The 17,504-nt window shown below is 37.6% G+C and carries 13 protein-coding genes and 2 tRNA genes; 6 read left to right on the plus strand and 9 right to left on the minus strand.

What is annotated here, in order from left to right; all coding sequences use genetic code 11:
• The first annotated feature begins 4 nt into the window (after positions 1–4).
• The 6 genes from AXF23_RS14540 (at position 5) to AXF23_RS14565 (ending at position 8,280) form a co-directional block, all read left to right on the plus strand.
• Positions 5–1,393: a bifunctional UDP-3-O-[3-hydroxymyristoyl] N-acetylglucosamine deacetylase/3-hydroxyacyl-ACP dehydratase gene (locus AXF23_RS14540; RefSeq protein ID WP_009011192.1), complete on the plus strand. Its 1,389-nt coding sequence runs from the start codon at positions 5–7 to the stop codon at positions 1,391–1,393.
• A gap of 18 nt (positions 1,394–1,411) precedes the next feature.
• A complete protein-coding gene (gene lpxA / locus AXF23_RS14545; protein WP_107625971.1) occupies positions 1,412–2,182 on the plus strand; it encodes an acyl-ACP--UDP-N-acetylglucosamine O-acyltransferase in 771 nt (256 codons plus the stop codon).
• A 115-nt stretch (positions 2,183–2,297) separates the two neighbouring features.
• Positions 2,298–3,209, plus strand: coding sequence for a tRNA (adenosine(37)-N6)-dimethylallyltransferase MiaA (gene miaA, locus AXF23_RS14550; protein ID WP_107625972.1), 912 nt, complete (start codon positions 2,298–2,300; stop codon positions 3,207–3,209).
• A gap of 92 nt (positions 3,210–3,301) precedes the next feature.
• Entirely contained in the window at positions 3,302–5,827 is a 2,526-nt protein-coding gene (locus AXF23_RS14555; RefSeq protein ID WP_107625973.1) for a transglycosylase domain-containing protein, read from the plus strand.
• A 138-nt stretch (positions 5,828–5,965) separates the two neighbouring features.
• The gene (locus tag AXF23_RS14560) at positions 5,966–7,735 is read left to right on the plus strand and encodes an ATP-dependent DNA helicase (protein WP_107625974.1); all 1,770 of its coding nucleotides are present in this window, start codon (positions 5,966–5,968) and stop codon (positions 7,733–7,735) included.
• 5 nt (positions 7,736–7,740) lie between these two features.
• A complete protein-coding gene (locus tag AXF23_RS14565; protein WP_107625975.1) occupies positions 7,741–8,280 on the plus strand; it encodes a hypothetical protein in 540 nt (179 codons plus the stop codon).
• Positions 8,281–8,392: 112 nt separating this feature from the next.
• On the opposite strand, the gene AXF23_RS14570 is transcribed toward AXF23_RS14565, so the two are convergent.
• The 9 genes from AXF23_RS14570 to AXF23_RS14610 all read right to left on the minus strand — a co-directional run bounded on the left by AXF23_RS14570 (position 8,393) and on the right by AXF23_RS14610 (position 17,379).
• Positions 8,393–8,878: a ferritin gene (locus AXF23_RS14570; RefSeq protein WP_009011198.1), complete on the minus strand. Its 486-nt coding sequence runs from the start codon at positions 8,876–8,878 to the stop codon at positions 8,393–8,395.
• A gap of 280 nt (positions 8,879–9,158) precedes the next feature.
• Positions 9,159–10,175, minus strand: a complete 1,017-nt coding sequence (locus AXF23_RS14575) for a branched-chain amino acid aminotransferase (protein WP_233251352.1) — start codon at positions 10,173–10,175, stop codon at positions 9,159–9,161.
• Positions 10,176–10,299: 124 nt separating this feature from the next.
• Positions 10,300–10,488, minus strand: coding sequence for an exodeoxyribonuclease VII small subunit (gene xseB / locus AXF23_RS14580; RefSeq protein ID WP_089366003.1), 189 nt, complete (start codon positions 10,486–10,488; stop codon positions 10,300–10,302).
• A 41-nt stretch (positions 10,489–10,529) separates the two neighbouring features.
• Positions 10,530–11,834 carry an exodeoxyribonuclease VII large subunit gene (gene xseA, locus AXF23_RS14585; RefSeq protein ID WP_107625977.1) on the minus strand — a complete coding sequence of 435 codons (1,305 nt, stop codon included), beginning with the start codon at positions 11,832–11,834 and terminating at the stop codon, positions 10,530–10,532.
• Positions 11,835–11,859: 25 nt separating this feature from the next.
• Entirely contained in the window at positions 11,860–13,284 is a 1,425-nt protein-coding gene (locus tag AXF23_RS14590) for a S8 family peptidase (protein ID WP_107625978.1), read from the minus strand.
• A 98-nt stretch (positions 13,285–13,382) separates the two neighbouring features.
• Positions 13,383–13,455 (minus strand) — tRNA-Lys (locus tag AXF23_RS14595).
• Positions 13,456–13,494: 39 nt separating this feature from the next.
• Positions 13,495–13,567 (minus strand) — tRNA-Lys (locus tag AXF23_RS14600).
• Positions 13,568–14,767: 1,200 nt separating this feature from the next.
• Positions 14,768–15,964: an SH3 domain-containing protein gene (locus tag AXF23_RS14605; RefSeq protein ID WP_233251340.1), complete on the minus strand. Its 1,197-nt coding sequence runs from the start codon at positions 15,962–15,964 to the stop codon at positions 14,768–14,770.
• Positions 15,965–16,149: 185 nt separating this feature from the next.
• Positions 16,150–17,379 (minus strand): hypothetical protein, encoded by a 1,230-nt coding sequence (locus tag AXF23_RS14610; RefSeq protein WP_107625979.1) that lies wholly within the window; start codon positions 17,377–17,379, stop codon positions 16,150–16,152.
• Between the last annotated feature and the right edge of the window lie 125 nt (positions 17,380–17,504).

Below are 17,504 nucleotides of genomic sequence, written 5' to 3' on the forward strand. Positions count from 1 at the left end.
ATACATGGAAACAGTTAAGCAGAAAACATTAAAGGGAAGTTTCTCTCTCTTCGGAAAGGGACTTCATACAGGATTGAGTCTTACTGTAACATTCAACCCTGCCCCAGAAAATACAGGCTACAAGATACAAAGAATTGACCTTGAAGGACAGCCTATCATCGACGCTGTTGCAGAGAATGTTGTCGACACTCAACGTGGTACTGTATTGGCCAAGGGTGAGGCACGTGTTAGTACGATAGAACATGGAATGTCTGCCCTTTATGCAATGGGTATTGATAACTGTCTGATACAAATTAATGGCCCTGAATTTCCTATCCTTGATGGTTCTGCGACGATGTATGTTGATAAAATCAACGAGGTAGGTATCGTTGACCAGAATGCTCCAAAGGATTACTACATCATTCGTAAGAAAATAGAGATTAAGGACAAGAATGGTTCTGTCATTACCATTCTTCCTGACGAACAATTCTCTATCACTGCTATGTGTAACTTTGACTCTAAGTTTATTAGTAGTCAGTTTGCTACGCTGGATGATATTAACACCTACGCAACCGAGATTGCTCCAGCACGTACCTTCGTTTTTGTACGTGACATTATGCCGCTCTTGCAGGCTAACCTTATTAAAGGTGGTGACTTGGATAATGCCATTGTTATCTATGAGCAGCAGGTTTCACAAGAGAAACTTGACCAGTTGGCCGATCTCTTAAAGGTTCCACGTATGGATGCGAATAACATTGGTTATATTCAGCATAAGCCATTACAGTGGGATAATGAGTGTACACGTCATAAGCTTTTGGATATCATTGGTGACATGGCTTTGATTGGTAAGCCTATTAAGGGTCGTATCATCGCTACTCGCCCAGGTCATACTGTGAACAATAAGTTTGCTCGCTTAATGCGTAAAGAAATACGCAAGCATGAGGTGCAGGCTCCTATCTATGACCCAAACGAAGAGCCGTTAATGGATAATATCCGTATCCGTGAACTCTTACCACACCGCTATCCAATGCAGTTGGTTGATAAGGTCATTGCAATGGGCTCAACAAGTATTATTGGTATAAAGAATGTAACCAGCAACGAACCATTCTTCCAAGGACATTTCCCACAGGAACCTGTGATGCCAGGTGTGCTACAGGTAGAAGCGATGGCTCAGTGTGGTGGTCTCTTAGTACTCTCTCAAGTAGAAGAGCCTGAGCGTTGGTCAACCTATTTCCTGAAGATTGATGACGTAAAGTTCCGCCAGAAAGTCGTTCCAGGTGATACCCTCATGTTCCGTGTTGAACTGCTCGGTCCTGTACGTCATGGGATTAGTTCAATGAAGGGTTATATGTTTGTTGGTGAACGTGTAGTAGCAGAAGCCACCTTCACAGCACAGATTGTTAAAAACAAGTAATTATAAGATTATATTATCATGAATCAAATAAGCCCATTAGCCTTTGTTCATCCAGAGGCGAAACTTGGTGATAACAACATAATTGGACCGTTCTGTTATATCGATAAGAATACGGTTATCGGCGATAATAACGTATTCCAAAATAGCGTAACCATCCATATAGGTGCACGCTTAGGCAATAACAACGAGATTTTCCCTGGTGCCAGTATATCTACTAAGCCACAGGACTTAAAGTTTAAGAACGAGGAGTCAATTTGTGAGATTGGTGATAATAACTCTATCCGTGAGAATGTTACGATCTCACGTGGTACCGCTTCAAAGGGTGTCACTAAAGTTGGTAATAACAATCTATTGATGGAGTGTGTACATATTGCCCATGATTGCGTCATTGGCTCTGGTGATATTATTGGTAATGCGACGAAATTTGCAGGTGAGGTAAATGTTGATGATAATGCTATCATCTCTGCAAATATTCTTTGTCATCAGTTCTGCCATATCGGTGGATACGTTATGGTACAGGGTGGAAGTCGTTTCTCTATGGATATACCACCATATATTATTGTAGGTAAAGAGCCTGCACGCTATATGGGTATCAATCTTATAGGACTTCGTCGCCGTGGTTTCTCAAATGAACTCATCGAACTTATCCACAATGCTTATCGTATCCTTTATGGTACGGGCACGCGTGCTGAGAACATTCAGAGAATTAAAAGCGAATTACAACTCACTCCAGAGATACAATATATCATCGACTTTGTTGAAGCATCAGAACGTGGAATTATAAGATAATAGTTCTCCCCCTTCTCTTTTAAGAGAGAGGATATGTCGTTTGATAAACAAGTGTATAAAGCATTTCCATACAATTAAAAAGTGCAGTGCAAGTCTGTTATAATTATTTATCAGCTTGAAAAATAAGACATTAATAATAATTACTGGACCGACAGGAGTTGGTAAAACAGAAGCTACACTGCGTATCGCAGAACATTTTAATGTGCCTGTTATCAATGCTGATTCTCGACAGATATTTTCAGAAATACCTATAGGGACAGCTGCACCAACAGCTCAACAACAACGGCGTGTACCACACTATTTTGTTGGTAATCACCACTTAGAAGATTATTATTCAGCAAGTTTATATGAGCAAGATGTATTGAATCTCATTAATAGCCAAGACACCTCTATCTCTCTACTATCAGGTGGATCAATGATGTATATTGATGCCGTATGTAAAGGGATTGATGATATACCAACAATCCGACCCGAGATACGTGAAGAGATGATGCGACGCTTAGAGATTGAAGGGTTGGAAGAGATGTGTAACTTATTGAGGAATCTTGATCCAGAGCATTGGGAAATTGTAGATAGGAAAAATCCACGACGTGTCCTCCATGCACTTGAGATATGTATCCAAACGGGGAAGACATACACTTCCTTTCGTTCAAACACTACAAAGGAACGTCCATTTAATATTATTAAGATTGGACTAAACCGGGATAGGAATGAGCTCTACGACAGAATCAATCAACGAGTTCTAAACATGATTGACGAGGGGATGATAAAAGAAGCATTACGTGTCTATCCTAAAAGGACGCTTAACTCACTTAATACGGTCGGATATAAGGAGATGTTTGAATATCTTGATGGATTAACAACACTTGATGAAGCCATATTTAAGATTCAGAGTAATACACGTAAATATGCTCGGAAACAACTTACATGGTATAAAAAAGATGATGACCTTCAATGGTTCAATCCAGATAACGTTGAAGAAATCTTAAAATATATCAGCACAATAGTTTCATATACAAGTAAATAGCTATCTTTGTATAAGATAGCATGGCTCCCTAAGAAGCTCGTTTACGAACGATATCAACGGGTAAGCCTTTTCATGATGAAGAATAACAATAAATGGTAAAGAAGATTTTCAAATTTATTAAAAGTATCATCCGAGGGATTATAAATTTCTTTCCTTGGTATGCTAAACTTTATAAAGGGCGTGCTTGGTATACCAAGACAGCGGTAGGAGTAGTATCGTTTATTGTCGCTATCTTCCTCTATTTGGGAATGGTAGACATTAATTTCCTGTGGTTGTTTGGTAAATCACCAGGGTTTATTGATATCAAGACTCCACCTACATACGCTGCATCTGAAATTTATAGTGCTGATTCTGTTTTAATAGGTCGGTTCTATAAGGAGAATAGAACCCCTGTGAAATATGAAGAAGTTAATCCAGCTTTTTGGAATGCACTCATTAGTACAGAGGATGAACGCTTCTATAGCCATCATGGAATTGACTTTATGGGTATCGGAGGTGCTATAAAAGACGCTTTAACACGTGGTGGTGGTCGAGGTGCTTCAACGATAACACAGCAGTTAGCTAAGAACATGTTTCGTGTCCGCACGCAGTATTCTTCAGGCTTATTAGGGCATGTTCCAGGTCTTCGTATGCTCATCATGAAGAGTAAGGAATGGATCATTGCAGTTAAATTAGAGCTTATATATTCTAAGAAAGAGATTCTTACAATGTATGCTAATACTGTTGACTTTGGCAACAACTCATTCGGTGTTAAGACAGCAGCAAAGACTTATTTTAATACAAGCCCTTCTAAATTGTCTATTGATCAAGCTGCAACCTTAGTAGGTATGTTGAAAGCTACAACTTACTATAGTCCTATATTACATCCAAAGAATTCTATACGACGTCGTAATACAGTGTTATATAATATGGTTACGCATAATGTGTTGCCACGTAATGAGTATGCCACATACTCTAAGCTACCAATGAAATTAGATATACACGTCGAAGAGAATTATGACGGACAAGCACAATACTTCCGTGAATATATATCTGAGTATTTCAAAGATTGGATGAAGGATAATGGTTATGACCTCTATAGTAGTGGCTTAAGAATATATACTACTATCGACACTCGTATGCAAAAATATGCAGAACAGGCTGCAACAAAGCAAATGGAGAAGGTACAGCAGAATTTTAATAACCATTGGCGAGGTATGCAACCTTGGCGCGATGCACAAGGAAATGAGATTCCAGGCTTCATTGAAGGGATTGCAGAGCGTCAACCTTTCTATAAGAAACTATTACAGAAGTATCCTAATCAGCCTGATAGCGTTCTCTATTATCTGAACAAACCACACAAGGTAAAACTTTTCGACTATGAGAAAGGGCAGATAGAGAAAGAAATGTCTTCAATGGACTCTATCCGTTACATGGTTAAGTTTATGCACTGTGCTATGGTTGCAATGGAACCTGAGACAGGCGCCGTAAGAGCTTGGGTGGGTGACATCGACTTCAAGACTTGGAAATATGATAAGGTGGTTGCACAACGTCAACCTGGTTCTACTTTCAAACTCTTTGTCTATTCAGAAGCATTTAACCAAGGATTAACACCTTGTGACAAACGTCGTGATGAGTATATCAGTATGCAGGTTCTCGATAAGAAGACGGGCCAGATGAAGACATGGACACCACACAATGCAAATGGTAGATTCTCTAACGACTCAATCACATTGAAGAGTGCTTTTGCTCGTAGTATCAACTCTATCGCTGTACGAGTAGGCCAAGAGATGGGTATTAAGAATGTGATACGAACAGCACAAGAGATGGGTATAAAGAGTCCGTTAGATGACGAACCTTCTTTGGCACTTGGATCCAGCGACGTTAATCTATTGGAGTTAGTAAATGCCTATAGCACTGTTGCTAATGATGGTGAACATCATGTTCCAGTAGTTGTAACACGTATCTTAGACAAGGATGGGAATGAGGTATATGTTGCTCCCAAAGATCATGAGAAAGCGTTACCTTATAAGACAGCATTCCTCATGCAGGAGATGTTGAAAGCTGGTGTGAACGAAGGTGGCGGTACAAGTCTGGCTTTGCGTCATTATATCTTTGGTGATACCGATTGGGGAGGCAAGACAGGAACAAGTAATAACCATTCTGACGCATGGTTTATAGCTGTTAGTCCAAAACTTGTTGTTGGTGCATGGGTAGGAGGTGAATATCGTTCTATCCATTTCCGAACTGGTGCCTTGGGACAAGGGTCTAAGACGGCACTACCAATCTGTGGAGAATTTATCTATAGTCTGATGCGGGATAAGACTTTCCAAAAGTATCATGCAAAATGGCAGTTAGACCCAGATGAAGATATAGACCCTACTATGTATAATTGCCAGCCTTCAGTCATTCGTCGTGCAGCACCAGACTCATTACGAGATATATCTTCTGGTCATAGACGTCACAGAGATCAGGAAGAAGAGCCAAGCAACGAAAATGAGAATAGCGATGAAGGTGGCTTTATATTAGAGCCTGTACCTCAGCCGGCACCTGAACGACAAGGTAATAACAATAATAATGAGTCACAACAAATAATCAAGAAAGCGAAGAAGCCACGCAGTGAGGATATGGAAATATAGAGAAACAGGAACAGTGTATCCTATTAAAATGTTTCTGATTGTCTAAAAGTTATATACTAACTGCTGGAATTAGCTTTTATATATCCACAGAAAATTTCTTTTCTGTGGATATATATGATTGATTAGACATCGATAGCAATGTCAAAGGAGAAAGCAATTACCGATATACATGCAATTGATTTGAATAATACTGAACTTCAGAAAGCACTTCAGATTATTCAATTTACCAATAATAGCTTATTTCTAACGGGGAAAGCAGGAACAGGAAAATCTACGTTTCTTCGTTATATTGCAGCAACAACAAAGAAAAAACATATTATTCTGGCCCCAACAGGCATAGCTGCAATCAATGCAGGAGGAAGTACGTTGCATAGCTTCTTCAAACTTCCTTTCTATCCACTTGTACCTAATGATAAACGTTACTCCGCTCGTAACTTACGTAGTACGATGAAGTACAATAGTGACAAGTGCAAACTATTACGAGAAGTAGAATTGATTATTATTGATGAAATCAGTATGGTTAGAGCTGATATCATCGACTTTATAGATAAGGTTCTCCGTCTATATAATCGTAATATGCGTGAGCCTTTTGGAGGAAAACAACTTCTCTTAGTAGGAGATATCTATCAATTAGAACCTGTACTAAAGGAGGAAGATCGTAAACTTTTACAACCTTTTTATCCAAGTTCTTATTTCTTTGATGCTAAGGTATTTCAGAATTATCCTCTTGTAAGCATCGAACTTAATAAGGTCTATCGTCAGAATGATCCTCTATTTATATCTATTCTTGACCATATACGTACCAATCAAGCGACTGACATAGATTTTAAGCTGATTAATGAACGTGTTGATGCAGAATTAAAACATACTGGACAAACTGAAGAGGATTTTATGATTACACTATCCACCAAGCGAGATACAGTAGAATGGATTAACAACGAAGGACTTGAAAACCTTGATGGGGACGCTGTAATGTTCTTGGGAGAAATTAAAGGAGAGTTCCCAGAAAGTAGCCTACCTACTCCTATAGAGCTAAATCTTAAAGTCGGTGCTCATATTATGTTCATTAAGAACGACATAGAAAAGCAATGGGTAAACGGGACCTTAGGCATCATCATCGGTATTGACGAAGAAGCTGGTATGCTATATATACATACCGAAGAAGGCAACGACCTACAGGTACAACGAGAGATGTGGGAGAATATAAGATATCGATTTAATGAAGATGAACAGCGAATTGAGGAAGAACAGATTGGCACTTATATACAGTTTCCTATTAAGTTGGCTTGGGCTATTACAGTACACAAAAGTCAAGGACTTACATTCAAGAACGTTAAAATTGATTTCACAGGTGGTGTCTTTGCTGGTGGACAAGCATACGTTGCACTTTCACGGTGTACAAGTTTGGAGGGCATTACATTAAAAGAACCACTTCGAAGGAATGAGGTATTTGTAAGAAGTGAGGTAACACAGTTTGCCAAACACTATAATGATAATAATATTATCTCTACAGCACTTAAACAGAGTAAGGCAGATAAAGAGTACTACGACGCTATATCTGCTTTCAACGAAGGCGACTTTGATTCTTTCCTCCGTAACTTCTTCCTTGCTATTCATAGCCGATATGATATTGAACGTCCAGCAGCAAAACGATTTATCAGGAGAAAACTGAATATCATTAATCAGCTACGAGATGAAATTGAGACGCTGAAAAAAGAACAGGCAGAAAAGGATAAATACCTAAAAGAATTATCGGTGGAATATGTTATGATGGGAAAAGAATGTGAACAGGAAGCTATGACGGATGCAGCCATAGCAAACTATGAAAAGGCGCTTAGACTCTGTCCTAACAATCCTACTGCAAGAAAGAGATTAGAAAAATTAAAACCTCTCTGCAAAAAACTATAACAAACATGGAAAAGAAGAATAGTATTTCAAAACATATAGCTAAAATATTACTTGTAATAGTACTTATTATTATTGTCATTGCATCTTGTCATAAGAGTAAGACAATTGAAGGTAGTAATGATGAGGATACTGTCGCCGCAAAGGAGTTCACTCCACAAGTTGAGAATGGGAAACTGAATATAGACTTATTCAACATCACTTCTATTCATTTCCCTAAATACAAAGTGGCTAAGACTACTCCTTTCATACCTGACTCTGTCAGTTTAGCAGCTGATGAGGAGACTGTTGCAAGTGGTAACTATACTGCAACTCTAATACTTGACACCATTCCTAACAAGACGTTTTACCAAAGAGTAGAACTTGCAGCACAGCATGATACTTGTTGGAATATTAATAAATTTGCCTACACCTACGAACGGAAAGATAAAACGGGAGGTTTCTATAAAATTGTTTTTAGTAAGGATGGACAGCAAATCAGTGTTACTCATCTGAATAAAGATATGATAAAGTTCATACCAAAGAGCACCCAACAACATCAGAAATAGTTGGAAATAAATAATCTGTATGATAAGAATAATCTTATCCGTAAGTTTTAACTAATACAAACAAACAAAAATGTCAGAGCTAAATGCCCTGACATTTTTATTTTCTCCATTCTTATCGAGCTTGCTCAAGTTTGCTATCGATATGTGCAATAGCGTGACTTTCCAAGTGAGAGAAAGAATCCAAGATATCTTGAACATTCTTCTCTTCCTCAACCTGCTCGTCGATATACTTCGCAATGAAATTCTGTGAAGCACGATCTTTCTCCTCATCAGCTACGTCAGCCAATTTATTGATAAGATCAGTAACTTTGCGCTCATGAGCTAATGTCTCAATAAATACCTCTTTAGCATCAGTCCAACTGGTCTTAACAGCATCTATACTGGTAAGGAGTACCTCACCACCACGATGGAGAACGAACTGAGCCATATCCATTGCGTGCTGTCTTTCTTCTTCTGCCTGCTTATACATCCAGCTTGAGAAACCCTTCCAGCCTTCCTTGCGGAACCAGCATGACATTTGAAGATAAAGATTTGATGACCACATTTCTGCTGCAATCTGTGCGTTAAACGCATCCTGCATTTTCTTTGATATATTCATTTCAATTATTATTTAAAATGTAACTTAATTCTTAATAAAAAAGTCATCAAGCATAATTCCGACTGCAAAATTACTACTTTATTGTTATTTTTCCAAATAATTCACTTATAAATATTTATCTACAGTATCAATTCCTTTTACCCAAAGACTTTATAACGTGTTTTACCTGCATAAAAATATACATCAAAGCACTAAGCAATAAGCTTATCGATACTTTGATGTAATTTTTGATAATTATGTCTCTTAACTTGACAAGATTTCTTTTCGTATTAAAGTAAACTTACTCAATGACGACCATAGTCCAACCATGCTTATCTTCAATCGTACCATATTGAATACCACGAAGTGTTTCGTAGAGCTTTGTTGACCATGGTCCTGGCTGGTCTCCAAAATTATAAACCTTACCAGTTGTCATGTCATCTAGATGAGAAATCGGAGATATAACAGCAGCCGTACCACAAGCACCAGCCTCTTCAAAGCTTTCTAACTCATCTTCAGAGATAGGGCGACGTTCTACCTTCATACCAAGATCTTCTGCAATCGTCATCAAACTTTTATTTGTAATCGAAGGTAAGATTGAGGATGATTTGGGTGTAATATACGTATTGTTTTTTATACCAAAGAAGTTTGCTGCGCCACATTCATCCACATATTTTTTCTCCTTAGCATCAAGATAGAACTCTGACGCATAACCTTGCTCATGTGCACGACGGTTGGCTCTCAATGACGCAGCATAGTTACCACCGACTTTATACATTCCTGTTCCTAACGGAGCTGCACGGTCCACATCACGAACAATAACGTAAGGATTAGCACAGAATCCACCTTTAAAATATGGACCAACTGGAGTAACAAAGATTAAGAAACAATATTCTTCGGCAGGACGTACACCTACTTGAGCAGAAGTTCCTATTAAAAGAGGTCGAATATAAAGAGAGGCACCACTTTCGTAAGGAGGAATAAATTCTTGGTTGAGACGGACTACTTTCTTTACCATCTCAACAAATAAGTCTGTTGGGACTTCTGGCATTACAATACCACGGCTTGTATTCTGCAAACGTGCTGCATTCTCCTCTACACGAAAAACACGTACCTTACCATCTGGACAACGATAAGCCTTTAACCCCTCGAATGCCTCTTGGCCATAGTGAAGACAGGTTGCAGCCATGTGAAGTTTTAGATACTCATCTGAAGAGACTTCAATTTCACCCCACTTACCATTACGATAGTAACAGCGTACATTATAATCTGTTGCCATGTAGCCAAAAGTTAAACTTGACCATTCGATATTCTTCATCTTCTTGTGTGTTAAGTTATTATTCATGATTATTAAATACAAAAGTAAACAAAATTATTTTATCATACAACCAATTGACAAGTTAAATATACTTATATGTCAATTTATAATTAATAACTCAACCTTATTCCTTTTCCAAGAGCTTTTGTATATCCGCATCTGTGCGCTTTAGTTTGTCCTTACAAAGTTTTACCAATTCCTGTGCCTTTTTTAATTGTGCAGCCATTGAATCAATATCAAGTTCACCACTCTCCATCTTATCAACAATCTTTTCTAACTGTCGAACAGCTTCTTCGTATTTAATATCTTTCATTATTCCTTATTTATAAATTATATCTATTTGCTTATAAACTTTTAAGATGGTTTCTCAACTTTACTTTCTATCTGCCCTATTTCAAGTAGAGTAGTTATCGTATCACCAATCTTTAAATCGTTAGCATTATGAATAGCTTTACCGTTATGTAACGTTATACTATACCCACGTTTTAAAAGTAAAGTAGGGTCAAGCAACCGAGCACGATGTTCAAGTACATCAAGTCGATGATGCTCAGAAGACAACCGACCTCTTACTGCAGGTTGTACACGTTGTTGTAAAGAGAGCAGTAGAAAGTCAGATTGTTTCATAAGCTCTTTAAACGCTGTAAATAAACGCTGAAACAAACTTTCAAGTCGTGCTTCTTGCTTTGTTCGGACGATAGAGAATAACACAGGAATCTGTGCTCCAATATGCTTAATACGCATATTCTCTATTTCTAATGCTTTTTTTACATAATCTATGATTGTTGATTGAGCATTCTCAACTCGTATAAGTGTTGAAGTAAGATGATTGATAAGATAAGCCGCAGCTGCTGTTGGTGTCTTTACACGCTGATATGAAACCATGTCCAAGATGCTTTCATCACGCTCATGCCCAATCCCTGTAATGATGGGTAATGGAAAATTAGCTACATTTTCGGCAAGACCTAACGTATCAAAACCGCTAAGATCAGCAGTTGCTCCACCACCTCGAATGATAACAACACAATCAAAATCTTCTTCACGATTATTTATATGATCCAAGGATGCAATAATACTACTTTCAACATTATCACCTTGCATGATTGCTGGGAACAATTCTACATGGAAATATAGTCCCAACTCATTATTCTCTAACTGATTACAAAAATCCCCATATCCAGCAGCTGTTGCTGAAGAGATAACAGCTATTCGTTGCGCAAACAATGGAAGACTAAGTTCCTTCTGTAAATCATATACTCCTTCTTCCTTCAACTGACGAATTATCTCTTGACGCTTACGCATCATATCGCCCATTGTATATTCAGGGTTAATATCATCTACAATCCAGGAGAAACCATACTGAGGGTGGAATTGAGCATGAACTTGTAACATTACTTTCATCCCAGCTCTTATCTGTTGTCCTGTGATACGAATGAAATAAGGTTTAATAGCAGACCAGATATTACTCCAGCATTTAGCAGAGGCCCGTGCAATAGGAACATTACTATTCTCATTCTTTTCAATCAACTCCATATAACAATGGCCACGATTCTCACGGACTTCAGATAGTTCTGCTTCTACCCAATAAGAACGTGACATCGTAGTGTTAATAACATCTGCCACAAGACTGTTCAATTCGAAAAGTGAGAGTGTCTTAGTCATTTTTCTGTGATTCTTTTCTACTATTTTACTTCTCACTATAACGAGTTGCAGCCTGGTATGCTAACCAAAAGTCAGGAATTCCATATCCCATAATATTATCTGGAGATTGACAATTACTTCCTGCTTGACGTACTATACTTATTATCTCTGAGGCTGATTTGTTATGCGCAGCCTGCCACAGACAGGCTACCATTCCGGCAATGAGTGGACAAGCGAAAGATGTACCATTATCTGGAATAATATATCCCCTACCCGATACGACATTTGTCGGACAACCATAAGCCATCACGTCTGGCTTTATTCGTCCATCAGCTGTAGGACCTATTGAAGAAAAAGGAGCATTTATCTTATCCGGTGAAACCGCACCTACTGTGAGAATATTATAAGCATCGGCAGGAACATTAACTTTCTTCCAAGTTCCCATCCCATCGTTTCCTGCACTATTAACAAGAATCATGCCCTTGTCTGCTAAACGTGATGCAACTTGTGATATAGCCGCAGTTTTTCCATTTAAATCAGAATAACAATAGTTCAGCGTCTTATCATCAAACCCATGATATCCCAGAGATGAACTAATAATATCCACCCCCACAGAATCTGAAAACTCAACAGCAGCAATCCAATAATCTTCCTCTGCAGGACTTTCCGTTAGATAGTCCTCCGTGCGAAGCAGCCAAAAATCAGCCTTGGGAGCTGTGCCAACAAATAAAGTGGGTTGGTTCATAGCGATAGTAGACAACGTCTTTGTCCCATGATCCATTTCCTTAAAAACATCATCTTTAGACCCTGCAACAAAATTACGCGTTCCTTTAAGACTTAAATTCTTAAAGGCAGGCATCTTATCAACATTCATGAACCCTGCATCAAGCACTGCAATCGTAATTCCTTGCCCCAGAAACCCAAGATTATGTAATTTTCTTCCATTCAAGTTTTCTATCTGCTCCTTGCCCATACCATAATAATCGTGGGCAGAAGAGTCAAGGGTCTGAAGCTCTGAATTATAGTGTACACGCTGAGAAAAAGGACGAATCGAATCTGGAGATGTAAACACTAACTTACTATCTTTGACAAAGGATAAAACCTTTAAGTCTTCTAACGTCTGTCGATTGTCACCACGAACAAGCACAGAATTGTTCCATTTGCTTATAGCAACAACTTTACATCCTCTTTTCTTTATCTGCTGGAGATAGACAGGAGATACAGGTAAATCCGTTGAATCAAGTTTCAATCCCTGACGTTCACGTCTAAGGATAGAAGCTTTTGAGAGGAACCTATCAGGTTTATCCAATGAAAAAGGTGTTCCATTCTTGTCCTTTAATGTTACACGAAACATATAACACTTACCTCCAGGATAACTTATCAGTCCTACCCCACTACTATAAGCCAACATTGTGGTACTTATCAAAAGAAGGGCAACAATTATGTATAATTTGTAATGAGTTCGTTTCATAATGTGCAAACTTACACAAAATAATCGAATTATACGGTAGAAAAGATAAGAAAAAAACAAAAGAAAAAGGACTTCCTCATATGAGGAAATCCTTCTTGTACACCCTTAGGGATTCGAACCCTAGACCCACTGATTAAGAGTCAGTTGCTCTACCAACTGAGCTAAGGGTGCATGCTAAACGAAAAGACCTGGGTTAGAAATCAATTCTTGTACACCCTTAGGGATTCGAACCCTAGACCCACTGATTAAGAGTCAGTTGCTCTACCAACTGAGCTAAGGGTGCTCATTTCGTTTTTGCAAGTGCAAAGGTATTACTTTTTTATGAACTAACCAAACTTTTTCTATCTTTTTTAGTAATAAAGTTCTTATAAATCCTATGCTGTTATAGAATAAATACTTTATAACTATATGAGAATATGATGATTACAAAATGTTATAAATCCTATAAACAACCCTATTTTTCTTTATTAGGATTATGTATCTAATCTTATTATTCGAACAAATCATCAATTGTAGTTTAACATGTGTTTGATTACTTATAATAGTTCGATTACATCATTTACACCCTAACTTATTTTTATTTTCATTTGCTGTCAGTTTTAACATTTAGCGTAAATCACTTATTATTAAATTGTTACACCAATGATAATAATGACAGATATGACAGCAAAATTAGAAGCGATTTTCCAAAACTAAAACTTCCACAGAAGCAACAAAAGGAATGTTGCCCTTTACTGTTTACTGAATAAATGGTGTCCTATTATGTGGCTATCCATTATCTGCAAGTGCACCTTATCTTGTTACTGGCCTTGAATGAAAAACCAAAATAGCGAACAGCGACTTTGTGTACCGCAATATCGTACGTAACCTTTCACATTCTGATAACGAAAGAGAAGGGAGTTATTTACACACACGAAGAGTCAACAAAAAGCATGTAGTCTACTAAAAATACAGAACAATCAAAGAGATGTTGTACTAAGTTTCGCAGATGTAAAATCCTCCAAGTACTTACATAAGTTCTCATGTTGTTTTATAAACTTCATCACTCTACATTTTGGGGAAAGCTAAAAATACGAAGTAAGTATCATCTTTGTTTCCTTTCAAGTTAGTATTTAGCCCTATAGAGATTTGTCCGGACGCCCCGGACAATGTGTCCGGAGGCCTCGGACAAATCGTCCGGAGGCTTTGGACAAACTTTCCGAGCACCTCGTACATTTCGTCCAGACGTCATGTACACTCCGTAAAGAGCCCTTTAGATTGTCTAATATAGAGGACGGCTAACTCAATATGTACATCTACTATTTTTGCGGATTGTATCTTTTCAAGAATCTAATCTATGAGGGAATGAGGCATTTAACGACTTGCATAGCCCGCTAAGTGTAGTGAGTTAATTTTTAGTAAGAAAGATCTTATGACACACAAAAGCATGATAAGAGACAATATAAAAGGATATTAGCTATCTCAGCCGATAAGAAGGATGATACTAATTATATCTAATTCTACTTTTATGAATATATCCAACCTTGCCGTTATCAGTCTTTACTCTCCACCATTCTCCACTCTTGTCTATAACATCAACAAAACTCCCCGATTTAATTCGAGTTATTATCTTAGCTTTAGGGCTTCCAGACTCACGTACATTAGTATAACCATCCGAATCTTCGATATAATAATCAGTTCGATCATCTGTCGTGGAGTTTAACAGAATAGTTGCTTCAAAAATATCTCGCAAAGCAGTTCTTCCATAATAATTATTTCTTCTCATCCTCTGTGCAAGTCCCTTGTCAACCAACATAAAGTTATAAAGATGTTGGTATGCTTTTTTATCCATTAACTTGAGAATACTACTTTGATGCGCCTCGTCATATTTATTCAAACAGTCCAACAAACATACCAAACATTCATCTTTCACTTTCTGCACCACGTTGATTTGCTTATAATGCTTGTAGTAGGCATAAACAAGGTTTTCAAAAGCCTCCATACAACTTTTGTTTGATGCAGCTTGCTGATAAAACATGGTAATTAATTTCTTCCTGTATCCTCTTGATGGATTGTTATAGAACAAAACATTCTTGACATCATTGGCTATATAACCATTTTGACAAGCGTAATCTATAGCACGACGGATAAGCTGGTCATTCTTTTCATAATTTAGGTCAAAGACAACATCTATCGCATTGTCCTTGTTTTTATAGAAATAAGACAAAGAAGAGGGATTGTCATTGAAAAGTAATTTATTATATGCCAAGAACATATCCGCTATACCATTTTCTTTCGTATAAAGAACTTTTCGAGCCTCACTCATAGTCGGCTCATGGTCTAATGCTGGCTGATAAAATAGACTTTCATTGCCTGTAAAAATAAACCTGCCGAACTCATTGACAGAATATATAATATCCTTGTTTATATCTAAGCTGTACACTTGTGCAGACGGATGAAGTCGTATTCCAAATAACTGTAGACACTTTTCTTTGAACACGTCATAGTCTGGTGTCTTATAACCATGTGATTTCGCATACTCTTCCAATAGGAGAGATTGCATACTGTCTTCACGCTCCATTAATCTTGTATTAACAAACTCATTCTCAACCATTATATGGTGGGAACCAGAAGACTGTGCTTGACAAAAGTTAGCAACCAATGCAAACAAACAAAATATTATAAATCTGCGTTCTTTCATCCAATTTTCTCCTATAGGTTGTTATATCAATTCATAATTCATCCTTACCTTACATATAGCAATCTTTACTATCATTGATGAGAAAAATGCCTTATAGAGATCTTCTTTCCATCCACCGATAGACATAAAAAGTGACATTACAGATAAGCTATCCATATAAAGTTAAATAATAGTATAATATTATACTACTCACCAGACATACGATGACTTTCGATTTCAACTCCTTCCTGATACCGGTCATAGTGCCTTTGTATTATCTTATCAAAGTCCTTCAAGTGGAAGTAATTATTCTTCTTGATGAATGGGACAAAGTCTTTCTGATAGTACAGGGCATATCCAAAACCTTGATTATCACAAGGTGTCCCTATACATTTCTCATACATCAGACCATAATAATACCCGATGTATGCACCGGCTTTGTATCTTTCTTCCTTCGTCAGGTTGTCGAACTCTGGTTCATTTTCCATGTCCAACAAGGAAAATAAATATTCATCCAACATACAGTAATACAAATTCTTCCTATCAGCATGTTTCAACATATACTGCAGTAGTCCTTGATGGATGAGAAGTCTTCCATCCACAGCTTTTGAAACAAAGAGTTCCTTGTACTCTTTTCCTATAGGGAGTTCTTCCTCCGCTTTCACTTCATCTATCATCATCTTATTAATCACATCAGACTTGTCGTAACCGTATTCTTGGAACAACTCACGCAGGAAGTTCCTGTTATTATTCATAAGCCAAGTGAGTGCAGCCTTACTGTCGTGGAAGATAAATTGATTTTTATAGAAAAGATCTTCATCTGTCCTGTAAGATAATTTACCCTTTTTGACTACATTATTATCAGCATCTTCGTCATCAAAGCCTTCAAGATCGATAGCACCTTCAATTATAGGATGGAATATAATATAGTTGTATTTAGGAACAAAAATATTCCGATACCAAAAGCAAAATAGGGTTTCCGTAGCTCCATCGTCCATAGACCTACGCTGTTCCAAACGCTCTTGAGGTAGCCCGTCTTTAAATACATATCTGCGAAGTCCTTTTTTAAACAGAGAGTTATTTCTTTCAGATATATCTATATTATAATACTTCTTGAGAGCCTTTTGTGCCACAACATCGCTAACAGGCTGGAATCCCATCCTTTTAAGGATTTCGAAATTCAATTCTACTGCAAGATCCGTATACTCCACTTTCTTGTCTATAGGCATTACCGTGACTCCATCAAGTCCCACTTCTGCAAGCTCTCGATAATATTCTCTGATTTTGTGGTCATTTTTCTTTATCAAGTCTACCTCCCTCTTCACAAGTCTTTCTTGATGGCCCTGTTGTTTTCGAGATTGCTTCGGAGGCTGTTCCATACAACTCACCATCCCTACGACATTTAGAATAAGTAATAAAAGACATACTTTACTCATAACACTATAATTATTATTTCATTATATATTTGTTCTTACAAAATTGATATGATTAGGCACTAAAGTCAGCCTACAGAGAGAAATGCACCGAACAATAGCATTGATATACACACTCTCCATCATAC

Source organism: Prevotella sp. oral taxon 313 (assembly GCF_003043935.1).
Taxonomy (GTDB): domain Bacteria; phylum Bacteroidota; class Bacteroidia; order Bacteroidales; family Bacteroidaceae; genus Prevotella; species Prevotella jejuni.